Annotated in this window: 14 protein-coding genes and 1 pseudogene; 5 read left to right on the forward strand and 10 right to left on the reverse strand. The window is 70.5% G+C overall.

Annotated elements, in window-relative coordinates; all coding sequences use genetic code 11:
* The first annotated feature begins 70 nt into the window (after positions 1-70).
* Positions 71-1,096, forward strand: coding sequence for an aldo/keto reductase family protein (locus tag ACZ4WS_RS15405; RefSeq protein WP_467980622.1), 1,026 nt, complete (start codon positions 71-73; stop codon positions 1,094-1,096).
* Between the two features lie 50 nt (positions 1,097-1,146).
* Here the strand turns inward: ACZ4WS_RS15405 and ACZ4WS_RS15410 are convergent, their stop codons facing one another.
* Together ACZ4WS_RS15410 and ACZ4WS_RS15415 are read right to left on the reverse strand one after the other, a co-directional pair.
* Positions 1,147-2,697, reverse strand: coding sequence for an acyl-CoA synthetase (locus tag ACZ4WS_RS15410; RefSeq protein WP_467980624.1), 1,551 nt, complete (start codon positions 2,695-2,697; stop codon positions 1,147-1,149).
* A complete protein-coding gene (locus ACZ4WS_RS15415; RefSeq protein WP_467980626.1) occupies positions 2,694-3,806 on the reverse strand; it encodes an NAD(P)H-dependent flavin oxidoreductase in 1,113 nt (370 codons plus the stop codon). The genes ACZ4WS_RS15410 and ACZ4WS_RS15415 overlap by 4 nt, the downstream gene beginning before the upstream one ends.
* 184 nt (positions 3,807-3,990) lie before the next feature.
* On the opposite strand from ACZ4WS_RS15415, the gene ACZ4WS_RS15420 reads away from it, so the two are divergent.
* Positions 3,991-5,814: a serine hydrolase domain-containing protein gene (locus tag ACZ4WS_RS15420; protein ID WP_467980628.1), complete on the forward strand. Its 1,824-nt coding sequence runs from the start codon at positions 3,991-3,993 to the stop codon at positions 5,812-5,814.
* 103 nt (positions 5,815-5,917) lie between these two features.
* Positions 5,918-6,505 carry a dihydrofolate reductase family protein gene (locus ACZ4WS_RS15425; RefSeq protein ID WP_467980629.1) on the forward strand — a complete coding sequence of 196 codons (588 nt, stop codon included), beginning with the start codon at positions 5,918-5,920 and terminating at the stop codon, positions 6,503-6,505.
* Here the strand turns inward: ACZ4WS_RS15425 and ACZ4WS_RS15430 are convergent.
* From ACZ4WS_RS15430 to ACZ4WS_RS15465, 8 genes and pseudogenes are all read right to left on the reverse strand, one after another.
* On the reverse strand, positions 6,502-8,073 hold the full coding sequence (locus tag ACZ4WS_RS15430) for a phytoene desaturase family protein (RefSeq protein ID WP_467980631.1): 1,572 nt from the start codon (positions 8,071-8,073) through the stop codon (positions 6,502-6,504). The two genes, ACZ4WS_RS15425 and ACZ4WS_RS15430, sit on opposite strands and share 4 nt — an antisense overlap.
* Before the next feature lie 162 nt (positions 8,074-8,235).
* Complete coding sequence (locus ACZ4WS_RS15435) at positions 8,236-10,515, reverse strand: serine/threonine-protein kinase (RefSeq protein ID WP_467980633.1); 2,280 nt, start codon at positions 10,513-10,515, stop codon at positions 8,236-8,238.
* Between the two features lie 64 nt (positions 10,516-10,579).
* Entirely contained in the window at positions 10,580-11,470 is an 891-nt protein-coding gene (locus ACZ4WS_RS15440; protein ID WP_467980635.1) for an oxygenase MpaB family protein, read from the reverse strand.
* 244 nt (positions 11,471-11,714) lie between these two features.
* Positions 11,715-12,638, reverse strand: coding sequence for a carbamate kinase (locus ACZ4WS_RS15445; protein ID WP_467981084.1), 924 nt, complete (start codon positions 12,636-12,638; stop codon positions 11,715-11,717).
* Between the two features lie 6 nt (positions 12,639-12,644).
* Positions 12,645-12,728, reverse strand: a pseudogene (locus ACZ4WS_RS15450) (ornithine carbamoyltransferase, subunit I); the annotation flags it as partial.
* A 72-nt stretch (positions 12,729-12,800) separates the two neighbouring features.
* A complete protein-coding gene (locus tag ACZ4WS_RS15455) occupies positions 12,801-13,241 on the reverse strand; it encodes a pyridoxamine 5'-phosphate oxidase family protein (RefSeq protein ID WP_467980637.1) in 441 nt (146 codons plus the stop codon).
* Positions 13,242-13,364: 123 nt separating this feature from the next.
* The gene (locus ACZ4WS_RS15460) at positions 13,365-14,051 is read right to left on the reverse strand and encodes a helix-turn-helix domain-containing protein (RefSeq protein WP_467980639.1); all 687 of its coding nucleotides are present in this window, start codon (positions 14,049-14,051) and stop codon (positions 13,365-13,367) included.
* A 19-nt stretch (positions 14,052-14,070) separates the two neighbouring features.
* A complete protein-coding gene (locus tag ACZ4WS_RS15465) occupies positions 14,071-15,141 on the reverse strand; it encodes a zinc-dependent alcohol dehydrogenase family protein (protein ID WP_467980641.1) in 1,071 nt (356 codons plus the stop codon).
* Positions 15,142-15,572: 431 nt separating this feature from the next.
* Between ACZ4WS_RS15465 and ACZ4WS_RS15470 the strand changes: the two genes are divergently transcribed.
* Both ACZ4WS_RS15470 and ACZ4WS_RS15475 read left to right on the forward strand, forming a co-directional pair.
* A complete protein-coding gene (locus tag ACZ4WS_RS15470; RefSeq protein WP_467980643.1) occupies positions 15,573-16,157 on the forward strand; it encodes an Rv1733c family protein in 585 nt (194 codons plus the stop codon).
* Positions 16,158-16,411: 254 nt separating this feature from the next.
* The gene (locus ACZ4WS_RS15475) at positions 16,412-17,077 is read left to right on the forward strand and encodes a DUF4389 domain-containing protein (protein WP_467980645.1); all 666 of its coding nucleotides are present in this window, start codon (positions 16,412-16,414) and stop codon (positions 17,075-17,077) included.
* Positions 17,078-17,087 lie beyond the last annotated feature (10 nt).

The raw sequence follows: 17,087 nt of genomic DNA on the forward strand, positions 1-17,087 counted from the left end.
GGTCCCGTCCCACGTGGGGCGGGACCACATTCGACCTCTCTCCTTGACGGCCCTTGTACGGTGGTCCGCCATGGAGCACCGTTCTCTGGGCCGCAGTGGCCTGATGGTCAGCGAGATCACGTACGGAAACTGGCTCACGCACGGCGAGTTGGTCGGCCGCGACCCGGCCCTCGCGTGCATTCGGGCCGCGCTCGCCTCCGGCGTCACGACCTTCGACACCGCCGATGTGTATGCGCAGGGCGCCGCCGAGGAATTGCTCGGTGAGGCGCTGGAGTCGAGCGGTGTGCGCAGGTCTTCCCTGGAAATCGCCACGAAGGTCTGTCTGCCGGTGGGTGACGGTCCCAACGACCGCGGGCTGTCCCGCAAGCACGTCATGGAGTCCTGCGAGGCTTCGCTGCGCAGGCTGCGCACCGACTATGTCGATCTCTACCAGGCGCACCGCTTCGACCCGCGGACCCCGGTGGAGGAGACCCTCGTCGCCTTCGACGATCTGGTGCGCCAGGGCAAGGTGCTCTACCTGGGCGTCTCGGAGTGGACCGCGGCGCAGATCGAGTCCGCGCTGGATCTCGCCGACGAGCTGGGGCTGCGCAGTCGGATCGTCTCCAACCAGCCGCAGTACAACATGCTGTGGCGCGTCATCGAGCCCGAAGTACTGCCGCTGTGCCGTGAGCGGGGCATCGGGCAGCTGGCGTTCCAGCCGCTGGCTCAGGGTGTCCTGACCGGGAAGTACCGGCCGGGGCAGGCGCCGCCGGAGGGTTCGCGCGCCGTCGCGGGCGGCCGCGGCCCGCGGTTCATCAGTCGCGTGCTGGGCAGCCAACTCCTGGAGAGGGTCCAGGAGTTGCGGCCGATCGCGGACGACTGCGGGCTGTCCATGGCCCAGCTGGCCGTCGCCTGGGTGCTGCACCAGGAGGGCGTTTCGTCGACGATTGTCGGCGCCAGCCGCCCCGAGCAGGTCACCGAGAACGCGGCGGCCTCCGGCAAGCACCTCGACGACGACACGTTGAAGGCCGTGGACGACGTACTCGCCGGTCTGATCGACCGCGAACCTTCGAAGACGGCGAAGATGATGGCGGTCGAGTCGGCGTGGCGGGACTGAAGGGACGGGCGAGTGCCCTTCGGCGTGACAGGTCGCGAAGGTGACGCCGATCACACCGCGCGCGTACGCCCCTCCCAGTACGGATCCCGCAGCCGCCGCTTGTACAGCTTCCCGTTGGGATCGCGCGGCATGACCTCGATGAAGTCGACGCTCTTGGGACGCTTGTACCCGGCGAGCTGCCGTTCGCAGTGGCCGAGGATGTCGGCGGCGAGCGCCGGGCCCGGCTCGTGGCCGGGGGCGGGCTCGACGACGGCCTTGACCTCCTCGCCCCAGTCGTCGTGCGGGATGCCGAAGGCGGCCGCGTCGGCGACGGCGGGGTGGGTGAGCAGGGCGGCCTCGATCTCGGCCGGGTAGATGTTGACCCCGCCCGAGATGATCATGTCGATCTTGCGGTCGCGGAGGAAGAGATAACCGTCCTCGTCGAGGCAGCCGAGGTCGCCGACGGTGAAGAAGTCGCCGATGCGGTTCTTCTTCGTCTTGGTCTCGTCCTTGTGGTACGAGAATCCGCCGGTGCTCATCTTCATGTAGACGGTGCCGAGTTCACCGGGCGGCAGCCTGTTGCCGTCGTCGTCGAAGACGGCGAGCTCGCTGATGGGCCACGCCTTGCCGACCGTGCCGGGTTTCTTCAGCCAGTCCTCGGCGGTCGCGAAGGCTCCGCCGCCCTCGCTGGCCGCGTAGTACTCCTCGACGCTGTGGCCCCACCACTCGATCATGGCCCGTTTCACATGGTCCGGGCACGGGGCGGCGCCGTGGATGGCGTGCCGCATCGACGACACGTCATAGCGGGCCTTCACCTCGTCGGGAAGCGCCAGCAGACGGTGGAACTGGGTCGGGACCATATGGGTGTGCGTGCACTTGTGTGCGTCGATGACACGGACCATCTCCTCGGGCGTCCACTTGTCCATCAGCACCAGGCGGTGGCCGATGTGCAGGGAAGCGCCCGCGAATTGAAGTACGGCGGTGTGGTAGAGCGGTGAGCAGACCAGGTGCACATTGTCGTCGAACGGCTTGATGCCGAAGATGCCGAGGAAGCCGCCGAGGTAGGACTCCTCGGGGAGCTTGCCGGGCAGCGGGCGCCGGATGCCGCGCGGGCGTCCCGTGGTACCCGAGGTGTAGTTCATGACCCAGCCGAGGGTGCGGTCGGCGGGGGCCGACTCGGGCTGTCCGTCGAGGAGTTCGGCGTACGGCCGGAAGCCTTCGACGGCGCCGACCGCGTACCTCTGCGACGCCGGGAGCCTCGCCTCGTCGGCGGCATGGCGTGCGGCGTCCGCGAACCGTTCGTGCGCGATGAGCACCTTGGCGCCGGAGTCGGAGACGATCCAGGCGATCTCGGGGCCGACGAGGTGATGGTTGACGGGGACGAGGTAGAAGCCCGCCTGTGCTGCGGCGAGGTAGGCGACGAAGAACTCGACGCTGTTGGGCAGGACGACCGCGAAGGCGTCGCCGCGCTCCAGGCCCGCGGCGCGCAGGCCGTGGACCAGCTGGTTGGCCGCGGCGTGCAGCCGCCCCGCGGTCCACTCGTCCGCGTCCGGGGTGATGAGGGCCGTGCGCCCGGGGTCCGCGGTGGCCTGGGCCCAGAAACCGTTCGGTGGTGTGCTCACGACTGGGGGCTCCTTCCCGCGATGCGGTTGATGCGGTCGACGGCCTGCTCGAAGCCCCGTGTCAGGTCGTCGAAGACGGCCTGGACGCTGCGTTCGCTGTTCATCCGGCCGACGATCTGCCCGACCGGGGTGCCGAGCAGCGGCTCCACCTCGTACTTCTGGATGCGGGAGACCGCCTCGGCCACCAGCAGCCCCTGGAGCGGCATGGGGAGCGTGCCGGGACCGTTCGGGTCGTCCCAGGCGTCGGTCCACTCGGTGCGCAGCTGGCGTGCGGGCTTGCCGGTCAGGGCGCGCGAGCGGACGGTGTCGCCGGACCCGGCGGCGAGCAGTTTGCGCGTCACGGCGGGCGAGTGCATGTCGGCCTCGGTGACGGTCAGCCACAGGGAGCCGAGCCACACACCTTGGGCACCTAGGCTGAGCGCGGCGGCCACCTGCTGTCCGCTGCCGATGCCGCCCGCCGCCAGTACGGGCAAGGGGGCGACGGCGTCCACGACTTCGGGCGTGAGCACCATCGAGGCGATCTCCCCGGTGTGGCCGCCCGCCTCGTAGCCCTGCGCGACGACGATGTCGATGCCCGCCTCGGCGTGCTTGCGCGCGTGCCGGGCGCTGCCCGCGAGGGCCGCGACGAGCACCCCGCGCTCATGGGCGCGCTCGACGACGTCGACGGGCGGTGAGCCCAGTGCGTTGGCGAGCAGCTTGATCGGATAGTCGAAGGCGACGTCGAGCTGGCTGCGGGCGACTCGCTCCATCCACCCCGTGATGCGCCACCCGGACACCTCGCCCTCGGCGAGTTCGGGCACGCCGTACTTGGCGAGCGTGTCCCTGACGTACTGCCGGTGCCCCTCGGGGATCATCGCCTCGACGTCGGCCTCCGTGACCCCTTCGACCTTCTTGGCGGGCATGACGACGTCCAGGCCATAGGGCTTGCCGTCGACGTTCGCCTCGATCCAGTCGAGGTCGCGCTTGAGGTCGTCGGGGGCGGTGTAGCGGACCGCGCCGAGCACACCGAATCCGCCCGCCCGGCTGATGGCCGCGGCGACGGCGGGAAACGGCGTGAAGCCGAAGATGGCGTGCTCGACTCCCAGTTTCTTGCTCAGCTCCGTCTGCATGGCCGCAGGATGCCGCAGTCCTCCGGACGAGGGAAGGGGTTTTCTGATGCTCCGTCAGATTTCTGGACACGACACGACCGGGCTTCGGACAGGGTTGACACACCCTACGGCTGACAGGAAAGTTTCACCCCGCATGGCGAATCCGGAAAGATACTTTCAGGACGGCGCGGCGGGAGGCTCCTCGATGACCGGAGAAGCGGCGGGCAGAACGACCGACGGGCTGACCCGTCGTCAACTGGGCAAGGGCGTACTGGCCTTGGGCGGCGCCCTGGCCATCGCCCCCTTCCCCGCAGGACCCGCGGCGGCTTCGGAGCCCGAGGCGGCTTCGGAATCCGCGGCGGCTTCGAAGGAGGGCAGCGCCCGGCCGGTCCTGCGGCACGGATCGGCCGAGCAAGCGGGTCTGCTGCCGGAACATCTGCGTCAACTGGTCACCGACGCCGAGGCCTTCCTCGGCCCCTCCCCCAAACACCCCTGGTACGCGGGCGCCGTGCTCCTCGCCGGGCGCGGCGGCACCGTGGCCCTGCATCAGCCGATCGGCATGGCGGTGCGCTACTCGGCGTACGACGAGAAGAGCGACACCGGCGTCGAGTTCCCCGCCGACCAGCAGATCGCGGCGGCCGAGGACACCGTCTACGACCTCGCCTCCGTCTCCAAGCTGTTCACGTCGATCCTCGCCGTCCAGCAGATGGAGCGCGGCGCGCTGGAGCTGGAGGCGACGGTCGCCACGTACCTCCCGGAGTTCGCGGGCGGCGGCAAGCAGGACATCACGATCCGTCAACTCCTGACCCACACCTCCGGGTTCCGCGCCTGGATCCCCCTCTACAACGCGCCGACCCGCGAAGGAAAGCTCCAGCTCATCTGGGACGAGGCACCACTCAACCCACCGGGCACCAAGTACCTCTACTCCGACCTCAATCTCATCTCCCTCCAGCTGGTCCTGGAGAAGATCAGCGGCCGCACCCTCGACACACTCCTGCGCGAGGAGATCACCGACCCGCTCGGCATGCGCCGCACCCGCTACAACCCGCCCGCCTCCTGGCGACCGAAGATCGCCGCCACCGAGGACGCGCGGCTGCCCTGGTCGGGGCTGAACCGCGGGCTGGTGTGGGGCGAGGTGCACGACGAGAACGCGTACTCGCTCGGCGGGGTGGCGGGCCATGCGGGCGTCTTCTCCTGCGCCTGGGACCTCGCGATCCTCGGCCGGACGCTGCTCAACGGCGGCGCGTACGGCAGGGCGCGCATCCTGAAGCCGGAGACGGTGGACCTGATGTTCACCGACTTCAACACGGCCTTCCCGGGCGACGAGCACGGCCTCGGCTTCGAGCTCTACCAGCACTGGTACATGGGCGCGCTGGCCACACCGCGCACCGCGGGCCACACCGGCTTCACCGGCACCTCGCTCGTCCTCGACCCGACGACCGACTCCTTCCTGATCGTCCTGGGCAACTCCGTGCATCCCGTGCGCGGTTGGCGGTCCGGCTCCGCTCCCCGGGTCGCCGCCGGGAACAACCTGGCGCGAGCCGTCCCGGTCCGCCCCGCGCGCGGCCGTACGTCCTGGTTCTCCGGGATGGCGAACGCGACGACGGCGACACTGACCCTGCCCACGCTCGACACCACCGCGGGCTGCGCACGACTGCGCTGCGGCCTGTGGTGGGACACCGAACCCCAGTCGGACCTCCTCTTCCTGGAGGGGTCGACCGACGACGGCACGACCTGGCAGCCGGTCCCGTTCACGACGGTGCCGCGGGGCGACGATCCGCAGGAGCATCCGGCCGGTTCGGTCACCGGCTGGTCCGGGCGGGTGTGGCACCGGCTCACCGCGATCCTGCCGGAGGCACCGCGGCTCGCACTGCGCTGGCGGTACACGACCGACCGGCTGTACGTCGGCCGTGGCGCCTACGTCCACGGCCTGCGGGTCGAGGCCGGTGACCGGGTCGCCTTCGACGAGGCGCGGCCGGCGGACGCCGCGCGCATCGAGGCGGTGGGCTGGGCGGAGTCCGGCGACTGAAGGGTTCCCCACAGCGGGTATCGCGGCGGTCCTTGCTCATCACCATGAGAGCGACACAATCGGTGCGTCATGCCCCATGCTCATTCTGAAAGGGAGCAAAGGGATGGGAAGGATCATCGTCACCGAATTCGTCTCGCTCGACGGCGTCCTGGAGGCGCCCGGCGGAGGCGAGGGCTTCAAGTACGACGGCTGGAGCTTCGAGATCGACCGGGGAGAGGAGGGCAACCAGTTCAAGCTCGACGAGACCCATGACTCGGACGCCCTGCTGCTCGGCCGGGTCACCTACGAAGGGTTCGCCGCCGCCTGGCCCTCTCGCGAGGGCGATTTCGCCGACAAGTTCAACAGCATGCCCAAGTACGTGGTCTCCTCGACCCTCGACAAGGCCGAGTGGAACAACTCCACGGTCCTCGGCGGCGACGTGATCGAAGAGGTCACGAACCTCAAGGGGACGCAGTCCGGGAACATCGTGGTCCACGGCAGCGCCCGCCTGGTGCAGACCCTCATCGAGCACGACCTGGTGGACGAGCTGCGCCTGATGGTCTTCCCGGTCATCCTCGGGACCGGGAAGCGCCTCTTCGGGGCCACGTCCGGCAAGAAGCGTCTGCGTCTGACGGATTCCCGGGTCGTCGGCGACGGCGTCGCCATCCTCACCTTCGAGCGGACGGGGCAGCAGGACGAGGCCGCTGCCTAGCGGGTTCCTGCCGGGTCCTGCTCCTCCAGGACCGCCATGGCGGCGTTGTGTCCGGGCACCCCGCTCACCCCGCCGCCGCGCACCGCGCCCGCCCCGCACAGCAGGACGTTCGCGTGGCGGGTCTCGACGCCCCAGCGGCCCGTGCCCTCCTGCGTGTACGGGAAGGCGAGGTCGCGGTGGAAGATGTTGCCGCCGGGCAGCCGCAGGTCGCGCTCCAGGTCGAGCGGGGTCTTCGCCTCGATGCACGGGCGGCCGTCCGCGTCGGTGGCCAGGCAGTCCGCGAGCGGCTCGGCGAGGTGGGCGTCCAGCTGTGCCAGGGTCGACTTCAGCAGTTCCTCCCGTACGGCGTCGTTGTCGCGTGCGAAGAGGCGTGCTGGCGTGTGGAGGCCGAAGAGCGTGAGGGTCTGGTAGCCCTGCTCGATCAGGTCCGGGCCGAGGATGGTCGGGTCGGTGAGCGAGTGGCAGTAGATCTCGGAGGGCGGCGCGCTGGGCAGCTCCCCGGACGCGGCCTGCGCGTGGGCTTTCGCCAACTGCTCGTAGCCCTCGGCGATGTGGAAGGTCCCGGAGAACGCCTCGCGCGGGTCGACGGAGGTGTCGCGCAGCCTCGGCAGCCGCTTGAGCAGCATGTTCACCTTGAGCTGGGCGCCCTCGGCCGGCGTCGGCGGTTCGTCGCCCGTGAGGGTCGCGAGCTCCTGCGGCGAGGCGTTCACCAGGACGTGCCGGGCCGCGACGACGCCCTCTCCGTCCGCGGTCCGGTAGGTGACCTCGGCGGCCCGCCCGTCGGTCTCGATGCGCACCGCCTCGTGGCCGGTGGCGATCACGACACCCGCGTTGCGCGCCGCCGCGGCGATCGCGTCCGTGAGGGCGCCCATGCCGCCCACCGGCACGTCCCAGGCGCCGGTACCGCCGCCGATCACGTGGTAGAGGAAGCAGCGGTTCTGCCGCAGCGAGGGGTCGTGGGCGTCCGCGAAGGTCCCGATGAGCGCGTCGGTGAGTACGACACCGCGGACGAGATCGTCGGCGAAGTTCGCCTCCACGGCGACGCCGACCGGCTCCTCGAACAGCACGCGCCAGGCGTCCTCGTCGTCGACGCGGCGGCGCAGCTCGTCCCGGGTGGGCAGCGGTTCGGTGAGCGTCGGGAACACCCGCTGGGCGACGCGGCCCGTCATCCCGTAGAACCGCTGCCACGCCTGGTACTCGCGGTCCGAGCCGGTCAGCCGCGCAAAGGCCTCCCGGGTGCGCCGCTCGCCACCGCCGACGAGCAGCCCGGTGGGCCGTCCGTCGCGTTCGACGGGCGTGTACGAGGAGACGGTGCGGCCGCGGACCCGGAAGTCGAGGCCGAGATCCCGCACGATCTTGCGGGGCAGCAGGCTCACCAGGTACGAGTAGCGCGACAGCCGCGCGTCGACCCCGGCGAACGGCCGGGTGGACACGGCGGCGCCCCCGGTGTTCCCCAGGCGCTCAAGCACCAGCACGGACCGCCCGGCCCGGGCCAGATAGGCGGCGGCGACGAGCCCGTTGTGGCCCCCGCCGACGATCACGGCGTCGTATCCCTCGTGTGCAGGCATGGTTCTTCGTAGCACGAGATGATCTACGACGACCAGAGGTGCGCGGCAGGCGGCGGGCAGCCGGATGGGGACGCGGACGCCTTCCCGGGCACTTCGTACCGTGGAGCACGGACGCCTTCCCGGGCACCTGGTGCCGTGGGGCACGGACGCCTTCCCGGATGCTCAGTGCCCTCCGGACGCCCGCTGCTGCCGTAACGCCGCCACCCTCCGGTACAGCTCCACCGCCTCCTGGCCGCGCCCCAGCTGTTCCAGGCAGTGGGCCTCGTCGTTGCGGCTGGCGAGGGCGTCGGGGTGGTCGGCGCCGAGGACGCGCTCGCGGGCGGTGGCGACGCGGCGGTACTCGGTGAGGGCGTCGGCCCAGCGGCCGAGCCAGCCGAGGCCGACGGCCACCTCGCGGCGGCTGACGAGGGTGTCCGGGTGGTCGGCGCCGAGGACGCGCTCACGGATCGCGCACACGTCACGGGACTCGGCGAGGGCCTCCTCCCAGCGGCTCATACGGCCGAGGTTGACGCCGAGTCCGTGCCGGGCGCGCAGCGTCTCGGGGTGTGCGGGGCCGTGCACGCGCGTGCGGTCGTCGATCAGGTCGCGGTACAGCTCCAGGGCCTGCGCGCTGCGGCCGAGCCGTCCGAGGCTGATGCCGACCTCGTAGCGGGCGGCAAGCGTGTCCGGATGGTCGGGGCCCAGGGCCTGCGCACGGGCCTCGGCGACCTCCTGGTAGGTGTGCAGCGCCTGGGGCCAGCGCCCCAACTGACCCAGCGCGTACGCGACTTCGTACCGGGTGACGAGCGTGTCGGGGTGGGTGGGGCCGAGTACCCGGGCGCGGGCGGAGGCGACCTCGCTCGCCATGCGGTACGAGTCCTCCAGACGTCCCAGCCTGCTCAGGTTGAAGGCGAGGTTGTGGCGGCAGCGCAGGGTGTCGGGATGGTCGGGGCCCATGGCGCGCTCCCGGACGGCGAGCACCGACGTATAGGCCTGGTGCGCCTCGAAGTGGCGGCCCAACTGGCCCAGCACGTACGCCATTTCCTGCCGCGCGGCGAGGGTGTCGGGGTGGTCGGCGCCGAGCACCCGATCCCTGGCCTGGGCGACATGGGCGTACTCGCGCAGTGCCTCTGCGGGGCGTCGGGTGCGGCTGAGTGTGAAGCCGACCTCGTAGCGGCTGGCGAGGGTGTCGGGGTGGTCGGGCCCGAGAGCGTGCTCGCGCTCGGCGGCGACCGCGCGGTGCACCTCGCCCGCCTCGGTCCACCGGCCGAGCCGCCCCAGACTCAGGCCCGCATTGTGCCGCCCGGCCAGGGTGGTGATCAACTCCGGTGAGGGGGTGGGGCGTTCGGTGACCTCGGGCTCGCGCTCGGCGGCCGTGGAGGGGCGCGCGATCCAGTCGCCGGTGAGGCCCGCCGCGGCGTCCGGCGGGGTGGTGCGCAGTTCGGCGCCGGTCGCTTTGTGGCCGGTGGTCATGCCGCTGGTCCAGGAGGGCAGCCGGGGTTCGCGCGACGGCGGCTGCTCCGGACGCGCCTGGGCCGAGGGCGCCAAGGTCCGCTGCCCGGCGGCGGGTTGCCGCACGGCCGACGACACCACGGTCGGCACGTACACCCCAGTCGTGCGGCCCGCGCTGATGCGGCGGCCGAGTTCACGGGCGTCCTGCGGACGCTGTTCGGGCTGTTTGGCGAGCAGATCCAGGATGATCTTCTCGACGTACTCGGGGAGTTCGGCCCGGTGGTTGCGCGGCGGTTCCGGAGGCGTGTCACGGTGTCCGACGAGGACGGCCCAGGCGTCGTCGAGGTCGAACGGCGGTGCCCCGGTGGCGATTTCGTAGAGCACGCATCCGAAGGAGTACAGGTCGCTGCGCTGGTCGACATGGGCACCGCTGATCTGCTCCGGCGACATGTAGTGCGGGGTGCCCATCGCGATGCCGGTGCCGGTCAGCCGTGCCGTGAAGCCGATGTCGTGGCCGAGGCGCGCGATGCCGAAGTCGCAGATCTTCACCGTGCCGTCGGCGAGCCGCATGATGTTCGCGGGCTTCAAGTCGCGGTGCACAATGCCCTGTTGATGCGTGTACGCGAGCGCGGAGGACACCTGGTCGGCGATGTCGACGACATCGGCGACCGGTAACGGATGATGCTTGTTGTCCTCCAGGAGCTGACTGAGGTTCCGCCCTTCCAGCAGCTCCATCACCAGATACAGCACACCGTCGGCCTCGCCGAAGTCATGGACGACCGTCACCCCACGGTGCTGCAGTGCGGCGGCCACCCGCGCCTCGCGCCGGAATCTCTCCCGCAGGACACGGGTGAAGGACTGATCGTGGTGCGGCCCGAGCGGCTTGAGGCATTTCACGGCGACCTGCCGGCCCAGCGACTCGTCGCGCGCCCGCCACACCTCGCCCATCCCGCCACGCCCGATCAGATCGAGCAGCCGGTACCGGCTCTGGATCAGCCTGGTCTCCGCCATCTCCCGCGATCGCCCCCGTCGCTGCTCGCCCCGCGCCCTCCCCCGGCCCGTCCAGTATGGCGAGTTATCTGCCGACTTTGTACGGCGCCGGGCGTGAGCCGGGGCCGAGCCGTGACATGGCGCGCAGAATGTGTTTGGGCGGGAGTTGCCAGCGCAGACGTGCGGGAACACAGCGCAGCAAGGTGCCCGTGGCACGCAGGCGCCGGGTCACCGTGGCGGGCGGCGGGGCCGGCCTGCCGTACAACTCGTGGGCGTACGGCGGCAGAGAGGCGTACGCCAGACGCGCCACACGCCGCCACAGCAGTGCGCGCGCCGGTACGAGCAACGGGTGGGTCGGCGGACGCGTCAGGAAGTCGTCCACCTCCCGCGCTTCCGGCCCCGCCGCCAGGTCCGGCAGCACCTTCTCGAAATACGCGGCGAGTTGGGCTCGGTCCGCAGGTACGGCCTCTGGGTCGAGGCCCACCAGCCGTGCGCCGACCCGGTGTTCACCGATGTAGCGGTCGGCCTGCGTGTCCGTGAGACGGAACCCCGAGCGGCGCAGCACATGCAGATAGGAGTCGATCTCCGCGCAGTGCACCCACAGCAGCAGCTCCGGCTCGTCGATCCGGTACCGCTCCCCCGTGTCCGGGTCCGTCGCCGTGAGCATCGTGTGAATCTTTCGTATCCTCGCCCCCGCCCTCTCGGCGGCCTCACTGGTCCCGTACGTCGTCGTCCCCACGAAGTTCGCGGTCCGCATCAGCCGGCCCCACGCGTCGCGCCGGAAGTCCGAGTTCTGCATGACACCCCGCACCGCGCGCGGATGCAGCGCCTGCAAATAGAGCGCACGGATCCCGGCGACCCACATCATGGGGTCACCGTGCATCTGCCAGGTCACCGAGGAGGGGCCGAAGAGCCCGGGGTCGCCTGCGGGAGAGCCGTCCACACCGCCCAGTGTGACCAAGTGCCCCCGGGCCATCAAGCATCGGTGCGCGGCCTCATTCGGCGACCGCGGCCGGGGGCCGGGCGTAGGTCACGGTCAGGACGGCGATGTCGCGGGCGCTCAGCACGATGAGGTTGACGTTCGGCAGGGGTGCGGCGGCCCGGCCGCGGGCGGTCCGGTAGGTGATCTCGCCCCGCAGGGTGAGGTCGCCGCTACCGCAGCGACGCGATCGTCCTCACCGCCGCCGGCGAGGGCCTGTCGACCCCGCGGTCACAAGCACTCACGCGACCGGCAGGTCCGGCCGGACGAGCGTGCCCGACCTGCCGTGGACGATCTCGTACGCCGCGTCCAGAGCGCCGATCGCGGCCAGTCCGCCGGTACGTTCGACGAACCGGCCGGCGGCCTCGGCCTTGGGGCCCATCGAGGCGTCCGGGAAGCCGCCCCGGCGCAGCTCGGCGGGCGTGGCACCGAGCACGGGCCGCTGGTGGGGGGTGCCGTAGCCGTCGTAGACACAGGGCACGTCGGTGAGGATGAGCAGGAAGTCGGCCTTCAGGTCCTCGGCGAGCAGGGCCGCCGTCAGGTCCTTGTCCATGACGGCCTCTGCTCCCGTAAGCGCCCCGGTGTCATGGTCGGCGACGACGGGGACGCCCCCACCGCCTGCGCAGATGACGAGCGTGCCGCTGTTGAGCAGTTCGTGGATGGTCTCGGTCTCGACGATCCGCTCGGGCACCGGGGAGGGGACGACGCGGCGCCAGCCGGTGCTGTCCGCGGCAATGTGCCAGCCACACTTACGGGCCAGTGACGCCGCCAGTTCGTAGGAGTACACCTGGCCGACGAACTTCGTGGGACGGTCGAAGGCCGGGTCGTCGGCTCGAATCAGGGTGTGGGTGACCAGCGCGGCGATCCGGCGTCCGGGGAGCGCGTTGCGGAGGGTGCGGGCCAGCAGGGAGCCGATCATGCCTTGGGTCTGGGCGCCTAGCAGGTCCAGCGGATAGGGGGCACTGAGGGCGGGATCGGCAGCGCTCTCGATGGCGAGCAGACCGATTTGGGGGCCGTTGCCGTGGGTGACAACGATCTCGTGCTCGTGGGCGAGGGCGGCGATCGCGGTGGTCACCCGGTCGATGTTCGTCTGCTGGACGGCCGCGTCGGGATATTCGCCGCGGTGCAGCAGGGCGTTGCCGCCGAGGGCGATGACGATGCGCATGGCTCGGTCCTCCAGGGGGGCGACGAGTACGGCCTTGACGATGTGCAGCCGGTTCTCCGCCTGGTCGAAGACGATCGAGGCAGGCGAGGCACGGCACGGCACGGGCGTGTGTCGTACGAGCAGGGCGCCCACACGGCTTTCAGGTGGAGAGTCGGACGGTTCTCAGGAGGAGAGGTCGATCCCGTAGACCGTGCGCCCGCCGACGAGTTGACGGCCCGTCACCAGCTCGGCCGCGATGCGGATGAAGACCTCTTCGGGCGAGGCCACCCATGAGCGCGGACCGCTCCGGGACAGCCGTCGGTGCTCGACGGGGTCGGTCACCACCGTGGCACGGCCGGTGACGACGACGCTCCAGCCGGAGTGCGCTGCGGCATCGACTTCGTCCACTTCGAAGGCGACGACCACACCGTCGATCGCATCGGCCAGTTCCGAGTCCGCCGAAGTGCGCAGCAGGACCGCGGAGTCGGTGTCCAGGGAGAAGTTGAGGGGCAGCACCGCGGGCAGAGCGTGCCGCGTGTGGACGACGCGGCCGATCGGTGCCCGCTCCAGCAGGCGCAGGCACTCCTGGCGGCCGAGTTCTCGGAAGCCGTCGTTGGGATTCATTACGGGCGCTCAACTTTCACGCGGTACAGGGGTATGCGTCTCATCGTGTGCGGCGACGGGCCTCAGCGGCGAGGGACCATCGGTCCAGGGCGGCCGGAGAGTGTCCGCCCGTCGGCATCCGGGTCAGGGGACCTCGATCCGTCGCCCGGAGATGGCGACCGGGTCGACGCACACCCACAGGAGGCGCTCTCCGCCCGCCCACGGACCGCTGTACGCGAGCTCCTCCAGCCGGCGCACAGTGTCGGGGTCCGTCACGGCACGCGCGCGGCCGCGTACGAGCACGCTCCAGCCCTTGCTGAGTACCTCGTCGATGTGGTCGACCTCGAAGGCGACGTCGGTTCCGACGGCGTGGGCGGCCGCCGTGTCGGCTGCTGTCCTGAAGGTGATCTCACCGTCGACGACGCTGTAGTTCAGGGGGACGACGAGCGGCCCGTCGGGGGTGGTCGCAGCGAGCCGTCCGACGCCGTGCGTGGACAGCCGTTGCCGGCTCTCCTCGGCGCTCATTTCGATCAGCTCGGGGTGGCGGGCGGCCTTGCCGATCCCCGGTGGGAGGTCGGCCTCACCGCCGCGCAGGGCCGCCACGCTGGTCTGCAGGACGTCGGCGAGCCGGATGAGAACGCTGACGCCCGGCATGGCGGTGGGCTGTTCTTCCAGGTACTGGATGTAACCGGAAGCCGTGCCCGCCCTGTCGGCCACTTCCTCCCGGGTCAGGCCGAGCTCCTCACGTCGCTCGGCGATGCGACGCCCGATGTCGCCGTGTGCGTCTGCCGCCTCTGCGGCCATCGCGTTCAGCGGTGTCTGTTCGGACATGGCCCATCACTTCTTCCTGTCAGGACGTCCTGACCGTCAGGGCATCGTGCTGCTGCCCGCCGAGGACGATCTTGAGCGCGCCGGTATCGGCGGCTCTCGAGAAGACGTCGTACGCCTCCTCCATGGCATCGAGCTGGAAGGTGTGGGTGACCATGAACGAGGCGGACAGGTGGCCGGCGGCCATCATGCGCAGCAGAGTCGGAGTGGAGTGCGTGTCGACCAGGCCGGTGGTGATCGTCACGTTCTTGATCCACAGGTCTTCGAGGTGCAGTGTCGCGGGCTTTCCGTGCACGCCGACGTTGGCCACGTGCCCGCCTGGCCGCACCATGCGCGTACACATCTCGAAGCTCTCCGGCACCCCGACCGCTTCGATGACCACGTCGGCTCCGAGGCCCTGCGTGAGGTCGGCCACCAGCTGCTCGGCCTCCTCGCCGGCCACGGCCACGGCGTCGGCACCAAGGCGTTTGGCCGCGTCCAGCCGGGCAGGTGCGAGGTCCACGGCGATGATCTTCTCGGGCGTATAGAACCGCGCCGTGGCGATCGCGGCGAGCCCGATGGGCCCTGCACCGACCACGACGACGGTGTCTCCGGGCCGTACCCGCCCGTTCAGCACACCCACCTCGTAGGCGGTGGGGAAGATGTCGGCCAGCAGCACGGCATCCTTGCTCTCCAACGCGCCGGACAGGAGATGCGTGGACAGGTCGGCGTGTGGCACGCGGACGTACTCGGCCTGCGTGCCGTTGATCAGGTGGCCGAGAATCCAGCCCCCGCCGTCGCGGCACTGCCCGTACGTGCCTTCGCGGCAGAACCGGCAACGGCCGCACGCCGTGATGCACGAGACCAGGACACGGTCCCCGGGGCCGACCGTGTGGACGTTGCTGCCCACCTCGACCACCTCCCCGACGGCTTCGTGCCCGAGCACGGTGCCTGGGCGTACCTCCGGGACATCGCCCTTGAGAATGTGCAGGTCGGTCCCGCAGATGGTGACGGCATCGACGCGGACGATCACGTCGCCGGCGTCCTGGATGCCGGGGTCGGCGACGTCCTCCCATGCGGACTTCCCTGAGCCGTGGAATACCAGTGCCTTCATGTCGATCCCTTCCTGGACCTGGCCGCTGCCGGTCGTAAGGGACCGGGACGACGATGAGTAAGCAGCCGGCCCCTACACCCGACACGCGGCCCCTCCGCTCCCGCCGGAATCATTGATTCCGGCTTTGCTTGGACACCGCTGGGCGGCCTCCTCGTGCGCGGATTGACCTCCTCTGTCCAGCCTGACCGTGGCAGCTGCCCTCCGCATGGGCCGGTCGGTCCCCATTGCCGGACCGAGCGGGCCCGTTCCACGCCGGCGCCGCCTGTGGGTGAGCGCACCAAGCCGACCGCTCCTCACCAACCCGGGCCGAACGGCCCAACGCCGGATGGGAGTGAGCCCGGTCGGCCCAGCGATGCCGTCCGATCGGCCCCTGCCACCACCCACGCCCACCTGTCACGTTGTTGTCTGTGGCGACGAGGAGGTGCATCGCGATGCGCAGGACAAAGCGTGCGAGGCAGTTGCTGTGGCGGTGGCGGAGCAATCCGTTGCGTCGGCACGACGACGTCGTCGAGGCCTGGATCGTTCTGGCCGTCTGGACCGTCATCGCGTTGGGGGGCGCCCTGGTCGGCGTGGTAACAGCCCATGCCGCCGACGATGCCTTCGGGCAACTGCGCCACGGGCGGCACTCTGTCCGCGCCGTCCTCGTCGAGAGCACGACACGGATAGCGCCGGCGGTGGAAGGTACGACCTATGACCGGGTCAGGGCGATGGCCCGCTGGACGGCGTCGGACGGCTCCACCCACACAGGCCGGGCCCTGGTGGGCTCCGGGCACCAGGCCGGATCGCAGGTCGTGATCTGGCTGAACAGCGCGGGACAGCCCACCACGGAGCCGCCGACCGCCTCGGTGGCGGCTTTCGAGGCGGGCATGCTCGGTGCCGGGGCCGCAGTCGCCTTCGCCGGCCTTGCGTTCGCCGCCGGCCGCGTCGCGCAATGGCGGCTCGATCAGCGCCGCTACGACCAATGGGCCCGCGAGTGGGACCGGCTCGGACCGCAGTGGGGACACAAGACCACATGACCTGGAGCGGTTGGCCTCCGCAATGGTCCAACCGTCCAGGCGGAGTCGACATCGCGGGGCCTCCCTGTCGTGGTCGCCCCGTCGTCGTAGCCCCGCCGCGGCACGAGCACGCACCGAACACGGCCGGTCACGGAGGTCGACCGGCCTCCCAGGTCGGTCCGACACGGCCCGTGCGACGTCGCTTCGCGAAACGGCGAGACTGGTCCTGAGCCCGACCCGGCCACTCACACGCCGGGGTGAAGGAGCTGATCACCATGACGACTCTGGTGGGATTCCCGGACCGTCCGGTCCGGGTGAACGCACGTCTGGACGCACCGTTGTCCCAGTGGCTGTGGCTGGTGAAGTGGATTCTGGCCATTCCGCACTACGTGGTGCTGTTCTTCCTCTGGATCGCCTTCACCGTGGTGAGCGTGATCGCGTTCTTCGCCATCCTGTTCACCGAGCGCTATCCGCGCCCGCTCTTCGATTTCAACCTGGGCGTACTGCGGTGGAGTTGGCGAGTCGCCTACTACTCGTACGGCGCCCTGGGCACCGACAGGTATCCACCGTTCAGCCTGGGCGAGGAACCGGACTACCCCGCGCGGCTGGACATCGCCCATCCGGAACGGCTCTCCCGCGGTCTGGTGCTGGTGAAGTGGTGGCTCCTGGCCATTCCGCACTACATCGTCATCGGTTTCTTCCTCGGCGGCGTCCACCACGGCTGGTGGGGTGGCGGACTCATCACCGTGCTGACGGTCATCGCCGCGGTGATCCTGGCATTCACCGAGAAGTATCCGAAGGACCTGTACGACCTGATCCTCGGCCTCAACCGGTGGGTGCTGCGAGTCGCCGCGTACGCGGCCCTGATGACCGACACTTACCCGCCGTTCCGCCTCGACATGGGCGGCTCGGAGCCGACTGTCCCGCAGGACCAGCCGTGATCACCGCGGT

This window comes from Streptomyces sp. NPDC029292, assembly GCF_055569295.1.

What these genes read in the sequence shown, in the direction of transcription:
- ACZ4WS_RS15405 (WP_467980622.1), top strand. Translation starts at nt 71, where the DNA reads ATGGAGCACCGTTCTCTGGGCCGCAGTGGCCTGATGGTCAGCGAGATC.
- ACZ4WS_RS15415 (WP_467980626.1), bottom strand. Translation starts at nt 3,806, where the DNA reads ATGCAGACGGAGCTGAGCAAGAAACTGGGAGTCGAGCACGCCATCTTC.
- ACZ4WS_RS15420 (WP_467980628.1), top strand. Translation starts at nt 3,991, where the DNA reads ATGACCGGAGAAGCGGCGGGCAGAACGACCGACGGGCTGACCCGTCGT.
- ACZ4WS_RS15425 (WP_467980629.1), top strand. Translation starts at nt 5,918, where the DNA reads ATGGGAAGGATCATCGTCACCGAATTCGTCTCGCTCGACGGCGTCCTG.
- ACZ4WS_RS15430 (WP_467980631.1), bottom strand. Translation starts at nt 8,073, where the DNA reads ATGCCTGCACACGAGGGATACGACGCCGTGATCGTCGGCGGGGGCCAC.
- ACZ4WS_RS15435 (WP_467980633.1), bottom strand. Translation starts at nt 10,515, where the DNA reads ATGGCGGAGACCAGGCTGATCCAGAGCCGGTACCGGCTGCTCGATCTG.
- ACZ4WS_RS15440 (WP_467980635.1), bottom strand. Translation starts at nt 11,470, where the DNA reads ATGGCCCGGGGGCACTTGGTCACACTGGGCGGTGTGGACGGCTCTCCC.
- ACZ4WS_RS15445 (WP_467981084.1), bottom strand. Translation starts at nt 12,638, where the DNA reads ATGCGCATCGTCATCGCCCTCGGCGGCAACGCCCTGCTGCACCGCGGC.
- ACZ4WS_RS15455 (WP_467980637.1), bottom strand. Translation starts at nt 13,241, where the DNA reads ATGAATCCCAACGACGGCTTCCGAGAACTCGGCCGCCAGGAGTGCCTG.
- ACZ4WS_RS15460 (WP_467980639.1), bottom strand. Translation starts at nt 14,051, where the DNA reads ATGTCCGAACAGACACCGCTGAACGCGATGGCCGCAGAGGCGGCAGAC.
- ACZ4WS_RS15465 (WP_467980641.1), bottom strand. Translation starts at nt 15,141, where the DNA reads ATGAAGGCACTGGTATTCCACGGCTCAGGGAAGTCCGCATGGGAGGAC.
- ACZ4WS_RS15470 (WP_467980643.1), top strand. Translation starts at nt 15,573, where the DNA reads ATGCGCAGGACAAAGCGTGCGAGGCAGTTGCTGTGGCGGTGGCGGAGC.
- ACZ4WS_RS15475 (WP_467980645.1), top strand. Translation starts at nt 16,412, where the DNA reads ATGACGACTCTGGTGGGATTCCCGGACCGTCCGGTCCGGGTGAACGCA.